Source organism: Streptomyces hilarionis, from assembly GCF_024539675.1.
In the GTDB taxonomy this organism is placed as follows: Bacteria; Actinomycetota; Actinomycetes; order Streptomycetales; family Streptomycetaceae; genus Streptomyces; species Streptomyces hilarionis.
On the sequence record NZ_JAHHIT010000126.1, the window covers coordinates 14,353 to 28,370 of the forward strand.

The following is a 14,018-nucleotide window of genomic DNA, read 5'->3' on the forward strand; positions in this document are numbered from 1 at the left end:
CCCGCCGACCCGCACTGTTGACTGAAAGCATGAGACGGATCGCCGTGGTCGGATTGGCATGTCGGTTGCCTGGGGCCGGCGACGGCCGCGCGTTCTGGCGTTTGCTGCGAGAGGGGACGGACGCCGTACGCGAGGCGCCCGAGGACCGGTGGCGCGGCGCCGAGCTGCCCCACCGTCTCGGCGGTTTCCTCGACCGGATCGACGCGTTCGACGCGGGCTTCTTCGGGGTCTCGCCGCGCGAGGCGGCCGCCATGGACCCGCAGCAGCGTCTGATGCTGGAACTCGCCTGGGAGGCGCTGGAGGACGCGCGGATCGTGCCCGCGACGCTCGGCGGCAGCGACACCGGGGTGTTCGTCGGCGCCATGTGGGACGACTACGCGGCCCTCCAGGACCGCCTCGGCGCGGCCGGCGTCGGCCGGCACACCATGACCGGCACCCGGCGCGCGATCCTCGCCAACCGGGTCTCCCACCACCTCGGCCTGCGCGGGCCGAGCCTGAGCGTGGACACCGCCCAGTCCTCCTCGCTGGTGGCCGTCCGGCTCGCCTGCGAGAGCCTGTCCCGCGGCGAGTGCGAGATCGCCGTCGCCGGCGGGGTGAACCTGAACATCCTGGCCGAGACGACCCTCGGCGCGGTGCGCTTCGGCGGCCTGTCCCCGGACGGCCGGTGCTTCACCTTCGACGCCCGGGCCAACGGGTTCGTACGGGGCGAGGGCGGCGGCGTCGTCGTCCTCAAGCCGCTGACCGCCGCGCTCGCCGACGGCGACGACGTCTACTGCGTCCTGGACGGCGGCGCCATGAACAACGACGGCGCGGGGGAGGGCGAGCACACCGGCCTCACCGTGCCGAGCCGCTCCGCCCAGGAGGACGTCGTGCGCCGGGCGTGCCGGGAGGCGGGCGTCGACGCGTCGGACGTGCAGTACGTGGAACTGCACGGCAGCGGCACCAGGGTCGGCGACCCGATCGAGGCGGCGGCGCTCGGCGCGGCGCTCGGACGGTCCCGCACACCGGGCTCGCCACTGCCGGTGGGGTCGGTCAAGACCAACATCGGGCACCTCGAGGGCGCCGGCGGGATCGCCGGTCTGCTCAAGGTGGCGCTCAGCATCCGGCACAGGATGCTGCCGCCGAGCCTGCACTTCGTCGGCCCGCCCTCCGACATCCCCCTCGACGAGCTGGGCCTGCGGGTCCAGACCGGCCTGACGGCCTGGCCGTCGCCGGACCGGCCGCTGGTGGCCGGAGTGAGCTCGTTCGGCATGGGCGGCAGCAACTGCCACCTGATCGTCAGCGAACCCCCGGCGCCCACCGGGCCGTCGGCGGCGCCCGCGCCGCGGGCCGAGCGGCCCGCACACGACGGCGCGCTGGTGTGGCCGCTCGCCGCCCGCACCGGCGAGGCCCTGCGCGCCCAGGCCGCCCGGCTGCTGTCCTTCGTCGACGCGCACGAGGACGACGCCGCCGACATCGGACTGTCCCTCGCCACCACGAGGACCGCCTTCCGCCACCGCGCGGTCGTCGTCGGCGACGACCGGGCCCGGCTGCGCGAGCGGCTGGCGGCGTTCGCCGGCGGCGCGGCCGTCGCCGACGTCGTCGAGGGACAGGCCACGACGGTGGGCACGACGGTGTTCGCCTTCCCCGGCCAGGGCGCCCAGTGGGCCGGCATGGCCGTCGAACTGCTCGACGCCGTACCGGAGTTCGCCGCGTCGATCCGGGCGTGCGAGGAGGCGTTCGCACCGTATGTCGACTGGTCGCTGAGCGAGGCGCTGCGCGACGGGCAGGCGCTGGAGCGGGTCGACGTCGTCCAGCCGGCGCTGTTCGCGGTGATGGTGTCCCTCGCGGACCTGTGGCGCTCCTGCGGCGTCGAACCGGCCGCGGTCGTCGGGCACAGCCAGGGCGAGATCGCCGCCGCGTGCGTGGCGGGCGCCCTGTCGCTGGAGGACGCCGCGCGGGTGGTGACCCTGCGCAGCCAGGCCCTCTGCGCGCTGTCCGGCGGCGGCGCGATGGTGTCGGTGCTGCTTCCCGCCGACGACGTCCGCGAGCGGATCGCCGGACACGACGGCGCGGTCTCGGTCGCGGCGGCCAACGGCCCCTCCTCCGTGGTGCTCTCCGGCGACCCGCAGGCCCTGGACGAACTGGTCGCGCGCTGGACCGCCGAAGGCGTCGAGACCCGGCGGATCGCGGTCGACTACGCCTCCCACTCACCCCAGGTCGAACAGATCCGGGAGCGGCTGCTCGGCGTGCTGGACGGCATCCGGCCCAGGTCCTCACAGGTGCCCTTCTACTCCACGGTGACCGGCGGCCCCATCGACACCGCCGCCCTGGACGCCGGGTACTGGTACCGCAACCTGCGCGGCACCGTCGAGCTGGAGCGCGCCACCACGGCCCTGGTGCGCGACGGGCACACCGTGTTCGTCGAGTGCAGTCCGCATCCGGTGCTGCTGCCGGCCCTGCGCGAGACGATGGAGCAGGCGGGCGCGGACTCCGGCGTGGTCACCGGCTCGCTGCGCCGGGGCCAGGGCGGACCGGAGCGGTTCCTGACCTCGCTCGCCGGGCTGCACGTCCGCGGGGTCGACGTGGACTGGGCGCGGGTGTTCGCCCTGCGCGGCGCCCGCACGGTGAGCTTGCCCTCCTACGCCTTCCAGCGGGAGCGCCACTGGCTCGCCGAGGCCGGGGCCGACGCCCGGCCCGCCGTCCCGGCTCCGGCCGGCCCCGCCCCCGCCGAGGACGCCGCCCCGGCCCTCGCGCGACCCGCGGCCGGGCCCGCCGCCCGGCCCGGGGCGGGCCCCGAGCCGCTCGCCCTGGTGCGATCCGCTCTCGCGGTCGTGCTCGGCCACGCGGGCGGCGACGCGGTCGATCCCGGCACGACGTTCAAGGAACTGGGCGTCGACTCGCTGGCGGCCGTGGAACTGCGCGACCGCTTGAGCGCGGCGACCGGCCTCACCCTGCCGGCCGGCGTGCTGTTCGGGCATCCGACCCCGGCCCGGCTCGCCGCCCACCTGCGCACCCTGACGGCGGACGGCGCGGGGCACGGCGACGGGCCCGCCGCCCCGGTCAGCGCCTCCGACGCGCCGGCCGGGACAGGAGCCGTGGCCGACGAGCCGATCGCGATCGTGGGCATGGCCTGCCGGCTCCCCGGCGGCGTCACCTCGCCCGAGGAGCTGTGGCGTCTCGTCATGGACGGCACCGACGCCGTCTCGGAGTTCCCGGAGAACCGGGGCTGGGACGTGGACCGGCTCTACGACGCCGATCCCGACCACCCGGGCACCTCGTACACCCGGCACGGCGGATTCCTGCACGACGCCGACCGGTTCGACGCGGAGTTCTTCGGCATCTCCCCGCGCGAGGCACTGGCCATGGACCCGCAGCAACGACTGCTGCTGGAGACGTCCTGGGAGGCGCTCGAGCGAGCCGGGATCGACCCCACGAGCCGGCGCGGCGCCCCGGTGGGCGTCTTCGTCGGTGCCATGGCGCAGGACTACGGCCCGCGCCTGCACGCCGCGCACGCCGAGTCCGACGGCTACCGGCTCACCGGCAGCACGATCAGCGTCGCCTCCGGCCGCATCGCCTACACGCTCGGCCTGCACGGCCCCGCGGTCACCGTGGACACCGCCTGCTCGTCGTCCCTGGTCGCCCTGCACCTCGGCGCACAGGCCCTGCGCGCCGGGGAGTGCTCGCTGGCCCTCGCCGGCGGCGTCGCGGTGATGTCCGGCCCCGGCATGTTCGTCGAGTTCAGCCGGCAGCGCGGACTGGCCGAGGACGGCCGGTGCAAGGCCTTCTCCGCCGCCGCGGACGGCACCGGCTGGGCCGAGGGCGCGGGCGTCGTCGTCCTGGAGCGGCTCTCGGACGCCCGGCGCAACGGGCACCGGGTGCTGGCCGTCGTCCGGGGCAGCGCGGTCAACCAGGACGGCGCGTCCAACGGGCTCACCGCGCCGAACGGCGTCGCCCAGGAGCGGGTGATCCGTCAGGCCCTCGCCGGCGCCGGGCTGTCCGCCGCCGACGTCGACGTCGTCGAGGCGCACGGTACCGGGACGACGCTCGGCGACCCGATCGAGGCCGAGGCGCTCGCGCAGACCTACGGCCGCGACCGGGAGCCCGGCCGGCCGCTGCTGCTCGGGTCGCTGAAGTCGAACATCGGGCACACCCAGGCCGCCGCCGGGGTGGCCGGCGTGATCAAGACCGTGCAGGCGCTGCGCCACGGCACGGTGCCCCCCACGCTCCACGCGGACGAGCCCACCCCGCACGTCGACTGGGCCGCGAGCGCCCTGCGCCTGGTCACCGAGGCCCGCCCGTGGCCCGAGACCGGCCGGCCGCCCCGGGCCGCGGTGTCCTCGTTCGGCATCAGCGGCACCAACGCACACGTCGTCCTCGAACAGGCGCCCCCGGAGCCCGTCCCGACCCCCGCCCCGAACCCGGAGCTCCTGCGGGCGGCCGGCCCGCAGGAGAAGCCGCAGGCCGCGCCACCGCCCGGGCCCGGACCGGCCGCCGCCCCCCTGCCCGAGCAGTCCTCGCAGTCCGCCGCCGACCTCACCCCCGGGCAACTGCCGTCGTCCGGCGCCGCGGCGGGTGCGCAAGCAGGAGAACTCGCGCCGGGCGGGCCCGTGTTGCCGTGGGTGATCTCCGCGAGCAGCGCTGACGCCCTGCCGGCGCAGGCCGCCGCGCTGCTGGACTTCGTCGAGGCGCACCCCGCCGCGGACCCGGCCGACACCGCGTTCTCGCTGGCCGCCGCCCGGTCGGGCCTGCCGCACCGGGCGGCCGTCGTCGCCGCCGACCTGCCCGCGCTGCGCCGGGGCCTGGCCGCGCTCGCGGCCGGCGACGAGGCGCCCGGCGTGCTGCGGGGCGCCGCGCACGACCCGGGCGGCGTCGTGTTCGTCTTCCCCGGCCAGGGGTCGCAGTGGACCGGGATGGCGGTGGAACTGCTCGCCTCCTCACCCGTGTTCGCCGAGTCGATGACGGCGTGCGCCGCCGCGCTCGCGCCGCACGTCGCCTGGGACCTGTTCGAGGTGCTCGCCGACGCCGACGCGCTGGAGCGGGTGGACGTGGTCCAGCCCGCGCTGTTCGCCGTGATGGTCTCGCTGGCCGCCCTGTGGCGCTCCTACGGCGTCGAGCCCGACGCGGTGGTCGGGCACTCGCAGGGCGAGATCGCGGCCGCCTGCGTCGCCGGGGCACTGGGCCTCGCCGACGCGGCGAAGGTCGTCGCGCTGCGCAGCAAGGCCATCCTCGCGCTGTCCGGAGCCGGGGGGATGGTCTCGGTCGCGCTGTCCGAGGACGAGGCGGCGGCCCGCCTGCGCCGCTGGGACGGGCGGCTGTCGGTGGCCGTGGTGAACGGCCCCGGAGCCGTCGTCGTCTCCGGCGACCTGGACGCCCTCGACGAACTGGTCGCCGCGTGCGAGGCCGACCGGGTGCGGGTCAAGCGGCTCCCGGTGGACTACGCCTCGCACTCCGCCCAGGTGGAGCGGATCGAGGGCGAGCTGGCCACCGTCCTGGCCGGGCTCTCGCCCCGCCCGGCGGCGATCCCGTTCTACTCGACGGTGACCGCGGGACTGCTGGACACCGCCGGCCTCGACGGCGGCTACTGGTACCGCAACCTGCGCCGCCAGGTCCGCTTCGCCGAGACCGTCGCCGTGCTCGCCGACACCGGACACTCCGCGTTCATCGAGGTCAGCCCGCACCCGGTGCTGACGGCGGCGGTGGAGGACGTGGCCGCCCCGGCGCTCGCCGTCGGCTCCCTGCGCCGCGACGACGGCGGCCCGGAACGCATGCTGACCTCGCTGGCCGGGGCGTACGTGCGGGGGCTCGCCCCCGACTGGCGGGCCGTGTTCCCCGGCGCGCGGCCGGCCGACGTGCCCACCTCGGTCTTCCGGCGGCGCCGCTACTGGCTGGAGCCCGCTCCGGCCGGCGCGGCGGCCGACGTCGAGGGGGCGGGACTGTCCGCCGCTGATCACCCGCTGCTCGGCGCGGTGGTGGAACTGCCGGACTCCGGCTCGCTCGTGCTCACCGGGCAGTTGTCGCTGCGGGCCCAGCCGTGGCTGGCCGACCACGCGCTCGGCGACACGGTGCTGCTGCCCGGCGCGGCGTTCGTCGAGCTGGCGGTCCGCGCGGGCGACGAGGTCGGCTGCGACGAGATCGCCGAGCTGACCTGCGAGGTGCCTCTGGCGCTGCCCGCGCAGGGCGCGGTCGCGGTGCGGGTCACGGTGGGGGAGCAGGATGCCTCGGGCCGCCGTGAACTGGCCGTCCACGGCCGCCCGGCGGACGGCTCCGGCAGCTGGACCCGGCACGCGAGCGGACTTCTCGCGGCCGGCCCGGCCGAGGACTTCGACCTGACGGCCTGGCCGCCGCCGGGCGCGGTCGCGGTGGAGTGGGACGGCGGGTACGACCGCTGGGACGAACTCGGCTACCGCTACGGACCGTCGTTCCGGGGCCTGCGCTCCTGGTGGCGGCGCGGCGAGGAGGTCTTCGCCGAGGTCGAACTGCCGTCCGCGAGCGACGGCGACGCCGGCCGGTTCGCCCTGCACCCGGCGCTGCTGGACGCCGCGCTGCACGCCGCGGTCGGCGACGGCCCCGACTGCCGCCTGCCGTTCTCCTGGCAGGGCGTGTCCGTGCGGGCCTCCGGCGCGACCGCGCTGCGGGTGCGGATCGCGCCGGCCGGCCCGGACGCCGTCTCGCTGCGGATGGCCGACGTCACGGGGGCGCCGGTGGCGTCGGTGGAGTCGCTGGCGCTGCTGCCGGTCCCCGCCGGAGAGCTCGGCCTCGGCGCGCCGGACGCGCTGTTCCGGGTGGACTGGGTCGAGGCGCGCACGGCGCGGACCGCCGCCGACGCCCTGGACTGGGCGATCGTCGGAGCCGACGCGTTCGGCGTCGGCGCACCGGTCCACCCTGGCCTCGACGCGCTCGCCGACACCGGGCACGTCCCCGCGACGGTGTGCGCGGCGCTGACGGACGAGCCCACCGTGAGCGGCGCCCACGCCCTCGCCGCCCGCACGCTGCGGCTCCTCCAGGACTGGCTCGCCGACGAGCGGTTCGCCGCGTCCAGGCTGGTGCTGCTCACCCGCGACGCGGTGGTGGCGGAACCCGCCGCGACCGAGTCGCCCGGGGCGGCCGGCGCGGGGGTGTGGGGCATGGTCCGCTCGGCGCAGCGCGAACACCCGGACCGGTTCGTCCTGGTCGACCTCGACGGTCACGAGACGTCCGTCGCGGCACTGCCGGGGGCGCTGGCCTCCGGGGAGCCGCAGCTCGCGATCCGCAAGGGGCGGCCGACCGCGCCCCGGCTCGCCAGGGTCACCGCCCGGCCGACGCGGCGGGCCGCCCCCGCGCCGGGCACCGTGCTGGTGACCGGTGCGGGCGGCGCCCTGGGCGGGCTGCTGGCCCGCCACCTGGTCTCCCGGCACGGCGTGACGGACCTGCTGCTGGCGAGCAGACGCGGCCCGGACGCCCCCGGCGCGGCCGAACTCGCCGCGGAACTCACCGCCTCGGGCGCGCGGGTCACCGTGGCCGCCTGCGACGTCGCCGACCGGGACGCGCTGACCGCCCTGCTGGCGTCGGTCCCGGCCGACCGCCCGCTGACCGGTGTGGTGCACGCCGCCGGACTGCTCGACGACAGCCTCCTGGAGACGATGCGGCCCGAGCAGCTCGCCCGCGTCCTGCGGCCGAAGGTCGACGCCGCCGTGAACCTGCACGAGCTGACCCGCGACCTCGACCTGTCGATGTTCGTGCTGTTCTCCTCGGTCGCCGGAATCCTCGGCCTGCCGGGACAGGCCAACTACGCGGCGGCCAACGCCTACCTGGACACCTTGGCGCAGCAGCGCGCGGCACGGGGCCTGCCGGGCCTCTCGCTCGCCTGGGGACTGTGGGCACAGGCCGGCGGGATGACCGGGCACCTCGCGGACGCCGACCTGGAGCGGATGCGCCGGGCCGGGCTGGTCCCGCTGTCCTCGGCGGAGGGCCTGGCCCTGTTCGACGCGGCGCTCGCCTGCGGCGAGGCCCTGCTCGTGCCGGCCCGGCTGGAGCCGGCCGAGGTGCGCGCGCACGGCCCCGTCCCGGCGCTGCTGCGCGGCGTCGTCCGCGAGCGGGTCAGAAGGGCCGGGGCCGCGACCGCCGGGCCCGGCGCCGCCGTGACCCTCGGCGACCGCCTCGCCCCGCTGTCCGCCGAGGAACGGGCGCAGGCGCTGCTCGGCGTGGTGCGCGAGCACACCGCCGCCGTGCTGGCGCACGGCGCGCCGGGCGCGGTAGACCCCGACCGCACGTTCAAGGAGCTCGGCTTCGACTCGCTGACCGCCGTCGACCTGCGCAACCGACTGGGCGCCGCGACCGGCCTGCGACTGCGGGCGACGCTGGTCTTCGACTACCCCACGCCGACGGCGCTCGCCGCCCACCTCGGCGCGGCGATCGCCCCCGCCGAGGCGATCGCGCCCGCCGACCCCGCGCACCCGGCCGCTCCCGCCGGGCGTCCCGCGCGGCCGGCGGCCGAGCTCGACGGGCTGGCGCTCGACGAGCTCTTCGACCTCATCGACGGCGAACTGGGCACGTCCTGACGGAGGGCTGGGAAGTGACGGAGCACAACGAAGACAAGCTGGTCGAATACCTCAGGCGGGTCACGGCCGAACTGCAGCAGACCAAGCAGCGACTGAAGGACGTCGAACAGGCCGGCCGTGAACCGGTCGCCGTCGTCGGCATGGCGTGCCGCTACCCCGGCGACGCCGACTCGCCGGAGGACCTGTGGCGGCTGCTGGACGCGGGAGGCGACGCGATCACCGAGTTCCCGGCCGACCGCGGCTGGGACATGGAATCGCTGTACGACCCCGACCCGGACGCCCCCGGCCGCACCTACACCCGGCGCGGGGGCTTCCTGCGCACGGCGACCGAGTTCGACCCGGACTTCTTCGGCGTCTCCCCGCGCGAGGCGGCGGCGATGGACCCGCAGCAGCGACTGCTGCTGGAGACCTCGTGGGAGGCGCTGGAGCGGGCCGGCCTGCGCCCCGCCACCCTGCGCGGCGCCCGGGTCGGCGTGTTCGCCGGCGCGATGGCGCCGGACTACGGACCCCGGCTCCACCAGGCCGTCGGCGGCGCGGAGGCGCACCTGCTCACCGGCACCACCAACAGCGCCGCCTCCGGCCGGATCGCCTACACCTTCGGCTTTGAGGGACCCGCGGTCACCGTCGACACGGCGTGCTCCTCCTCGCTGGTCGCGCTGCACCTGGCGGTGCAGTCGCTGCGCCGCGGGGAGTGCGCGCTCGCCCTGGCCGGCGGGGCCACCGTCATGTCGACCCCCGGCATGCTCGTCGCCTTCAGCCGCCAGCGCGGACTGTCCCCGGACGGACGCTGCAAGTCCTTCGCCGACGCCGCCGACGGCACCGGCTGGGCCGAGGGCGTCGGCATGCTCGTCGTCGAACGGCTCTCGGACGCCCGGCGGCTCGGGCACCCGGTCCTCGCCGTGGTGCGCGGCAGCGCGGTCAACCAGGACGGCGCCTCCAACGGGTTCACCGCCCCCAACGGCCCCTCCCAGCAGCGGGTGATCCGCCAGGCCCTGGAGGACGCCGGGCTGTCCCCGGCGGACGTGGACGCCGTCGAGGCGCACGGCACCGGCACCAGCCTCGGCGACCCCATCGAGGCACAGGCCCTCCTCGACACCTACGGAGCCGACCGCGAGCGCCCCCTGTGGCTCGGGTCGCTGAAGTCCAACATCGGGCACACCCAGGCCGCGGCGGGAGTGGGCGGCGTCATCAAGACGGTGCAGGCGCTGCGGCACGGCGTCCTGCCGAGGACCCTGCACGTGGACACCCCGTCCACGCACGTCGACTGGTCGGCGGGGCCGGTGCGCCTGCTCACCGAGCGGCAGGAGTGGCCGCGGACCGGCGCGCCCAGGCGAGCGGCGGTGTCCTCGTTCGGGATCAGCGGCACCAACGCCCACCTGATCCTCGAACAGGCCCCGCCCGCCGAACCGGCCGCCGCCGAACCGGCCGCCGCGCTGCCCCTCGCCCCGGTCGTGCTGTCCGCCCGGACCCCCGAGGCGCTGGCCGCCCAGGCCGGGCGGCTGCTGGGCGCCGTGGACTCGGCCGAGCCGCTCGACCTCGCCTTCACCCTGGCCACCGCCCGCACGGCGTTCGCGCACCGGGCCGCGGTGCCGGCCGGGGACCGCGACGCGCTGCGCGACGGCCTGCGGGCCGTCGCCCGCGGCGAGGGGGGCTCCGCGGTCGTACGGGGCGTCGCCCACCCCGGCCGCACCGCGTTCGTGTTCGCCGGGCAGGGCACCCAGCGCCTCGGCATGGGCCGCGAACTGCACGCGGCCTTCCCGGCGTTCGCGTCGGCCCTGGACGAGGTGTGCGCCGGCTTCGACGGACTCCTCGACCGCCCGCTGCGCGACGTGCTGCTGACGGAGCCGGACGCCGCGCTGCTGGACCGCACCGGGTGGGCCCAGCCCGCGCTGTTCGCGGTCGAGGTCGCCCTGACCCGGCTCCTCGGGTCGTGGGGCGTGCGGCCGGAGGTGCTGGCCGGGCACTCGATCGGCGAGCTGTCGGCGGCGTTCGTCGCCGGGCTGTGGACCCTGCGGGACGCGTGCCGCGTGGTGGCGGCGCGCGGTCTGCTGATGGAGCGGCTGCCCGCGGGCGGGGCGATGGCGTCCGTGCAGGCCACGGAGGACGAGGTCGCGCGGGCGCTGCCGGACGACGGGAGCGCCGGCGTCGCCGCCGTGAACGGCGCGCGGTCGGTGGTCGTCTCGGGGGAGGAGGAGGCGGTGCTGCGGATCGCCGAGCACTTCGCCTCCCTCGGGCGGCGCACCCGGCGGCTGCGCGTGAGCCACGCGTTCCACTCGCCCCTGATGGACCCGATGCTGGAGCCCTTCCACGAGGTGCTCGCCGACGTGGAGTTCCACGAGCCGGTGCTGCCCCTCGTCTCCACGGTCACCGGCGAGCCGCTGACCGCGCAGACCGTGTGCTCGCCCCACTACTGGGTGCGCCAGGTGCGCGAGCCGGTGCGGTTCGCCGACGCCGTGCGCCGTCTTCAGGACGACGGGGCCACCCGGTTCGTCGGCGTCGGGCCGGACGCCGCCGCGGCCACCATGGCCGCCGGATGCCTCGCCGACACAGAGTCGCGGACGGGGACGCAGACGGAGCCGACGCCCGTCGCCGTGCCCGTCCTGCGCGCCGACCGCCCCGAACCGGCCACCGCGCTCACCGCGCTGACCACGCTGCACGTGCACGGCGGCGACGTCGACTGGCCCCGGGTCTTCGCCGGCACCGGCGCGAGCGCCGTCGAACTGCCGACCTACGCCTTCCAGCGCGAGCGGTACTGGATGGACGTCCCGGCCGGGACCGGCGAGCTGCGCGCGGCGGGCCTCACCGCCGGCGAACACCCGCTGCTCGGCGCCGTGCTGACGCTGCCGGAGACCGGCGCGACGGTGCTGACCGGCAGGCTGTCGCTGGAGGCCCAGCCGTGGCTGGGCGACCACGCGGTACTGGGCCGGGTGGTCGTGCCGGGCGCGGCCTTCGTGGAGATGGTGCTGCGCGCGGGCCGCGAGGCCGGCTGCGAACTGCTCGACGAACTCACCCTGCACACCCCCCTGACGCTGACGGAGCACGGCGGCGCCGACGTCCAGGTCGTCGTCGGGGAGGCCGACGAGTCGGGGCGCCGCGCGGTGTCCGTGCACGCCGCGGCCGAAGGCGGCGAGTGGGTCCGGCACGCCGAGGGCGCCCTGTCCGAGAAATCCGCGCCGACGGGGTTCGAGGCCGCGCCGTGGCCCCCGGAGGGCGCGCGGGAGATCGCGCTCGGCGACGTCTACGCCGATCTCGCCGCGCGCGGCTACGACTACGGTCCGGCCTTCCAGGGGCTGACGGCCCTGTGGCGGCGCGGCGACGAAGTGTTCGCCGAGGTCGCCCTGCCCGCGGGGACGACCCCCGACGCGGACGCGTTCGGCCTGCACCCGGCGCTGCTGGACGCGGCGCTGCACACGGTCTGGTACGGCTCCTTCCTCGACGGCGCACAGGGCGCGGTCCTGCCGTTCGCCTGGTCCGGCGTGTCCCTGGCGGCCGTCGGCGCGTCCGCGCTGCGGGTGCGCATGGCGCCCTCCGGCGAGGACGCGGTGTCGATCGGGCTCGCCGACGCGACCGGCGCGCCGGTCGCGTCCGTCGAGGCGCTGCGGTTCCGGCCGGCGCCCGCGGCCGGGACGGCCACGGCCGCCGAGTCGATGTTCCGGGTCGACTGGCCGGCCGTGACCGACGGACCGGACGAACCCGTCCGGTGGGCGCTCGCCCACGACCCGGCGGACCTCCCCGCCGACGCGGACGTGGTGTTCCTGCGCTGCCCGGCCGGCCCGGACGCCCGGCAGGTCACCGGCGCGGTGCTCACCGTCGTCCAGGAGTGGCTCGCCGACGGGCGGTTCGGCTCCGCGACGCTCGTGCTGGTGAGCCAGGGGGCGGTCGGCACGGAGCCGGGGGAGCGGCTGGACGGACTCGCGCAGGCCGGCGTGTGGGGCCTCGTGCGGTCGGCGCAGACCGAGAACCCCGGCCGGTTCGCCCTGCTGGACGTCGACGCCGGACCCGTCTCGTGGGACCAGGTGGCGTCGCTGATCGGCCGGGAGCCCCAACTGGCTTTGCGCGCAGGTCGGTTGCTGGCGCCCCGGCTGGTGCGGGCCGAGGTCGGCGACGGCTGCGCCCCGCCCGCCGCGTTCGGCGACGGAACGGTGCTCGTCACCGGTGGCACCGGCACCCTCGGCGCGGTCGTGGCCCGGCACCTGGTGACCGCGCACGGAGTGCGCCGGCTGCTGCTGGTCAGCCGGGCCGGCGCCGCGTCGGCCAAGGGCCGGGAACTGGCGGCCGAGTTGACCGGCCTGGGGGCCGAGGCGGTGCTGGCCTCCTGCGACACGGCCGACCGCGCCGCGCTGTCCCGGCTGCTCGCCGACATCCCCGCCGAGGCCCCGCTGACCGCCGTCGTGCACGTGGCCGGCGTCGTCGACGACGGGGTGCTGACCGACCTGACCCCGCGGCGGCTCGACACCGTGCTCGGCCCCAAGATGATCGCCGCGTGGAACCTGCACGAGCTGACCCGCGGCCTCGACCTGTCGGCGTTCGTGCTGTTCTCCTCGATGTCCGGCCTGATCGGGCCCGCCGGACAGGCGAACTACGCGGCGGGCAACGCCTACCTGGACGCGCTCGCGCAGTTCCGGCGGGCGCAGGGGCTGCCCGGGGTGTCGCTGGCCTGGGGCATGTGGGCCGAACGCAGCACCATGACCGAGCACCTGACCGACGTGGACCTGGCCCGGCTGGCCCGGCTCGGCGTGACCCTGTCCTCCTCGGAGCAGGGCGTCGCGCTGCTGGACGCCGCGCTCGGCCTCGACGAGCCGGTCCTCGTGCCCGTCGCGCTCGATCTCGCCGCGATCCGCGCGCAGGCCGAGGTGCCGCCCATCCTGCGGCGGCTCGCCGGCCGCGGCGCCGGACCCCGGCGGACGCGTCCCGCGCCGGCCGGCGCGCGCCTTGCGGCCGACCGGCTGGCGGGCCTGCCCGAGGACGGCCGGTACGCGTTCCTGCTCGACCTGGTCCGCTCCCGGATGGCCGAGGTGCTGGACTACCCGAAGGGGCGCGAGATCGAGCCCGACCGCGCGTTCTCCGAGCTCGGGGTCGACTCGGTGTCCGCGGTCGAGCTGCGCAACCGGCTCGGCGCGGAGACCGGCCTCCGGCTCGCGCAGACGCTGGTCTTCGACCACCCCACGGCGGCCGCCGTCGCCCGCGAACTGGTCCGTGAGCTGGCGGCCCAGGCCCCGGCCCCCACGGGCTCGGTGCTGGCGCACCTGGAGCGGATCGAGGTCGCGCTGACCGAGGACACGGTGACCGGCGAGGAGGGGGACGAGATCACCGAGCGCGTGGAAGGCCTGCTGGTGCGGCTGCGCGCGCTACGGGACTCCGCCGGCCGCGGCGACACGCGTCTCGACGTCACCGCCGCGACGGACGAGGAGCTCTTCCAGTTCCTGGACGGCAGCTGACCGGAACCGGGCCCGACGCCCGGATCCCGCACCGCGGGGGTGGCCTCCTCAGGAGGCCACC

Annotated in this window: 2 protein-coding genes; both read left to right on the top strand. The window is 77.0% G+C overall.

The genetic code is table 11. The features are described from left to right. Positions 1–29: 29 nt before the first annotated feature. Positions 30–8,519 (top strand): type I polyketide synthase, encoded by an 8,490-nt coding sequence (locus tag KMS84_RS27610; protein WP_256919168.1) that lies wholly within the window; start codon positions 30–32, stop codon positions 8,517–8,519. 14 nt (positions 8,520–8,533) lie between these two features. Continuing rightward, a complete protein-coding gene (locus KMS84_RS27615) occupies positions 8,534–13,957 on the top strand; it encodes an SDR family NAD(P)-dependent oxidoreductase (protein WP_256919169.1) in 5,424 nt (1,807 codons plus the stop codon). The last annotated feature ends 61 nt before the right edge of the window (positions 13,958–14,018 follow it).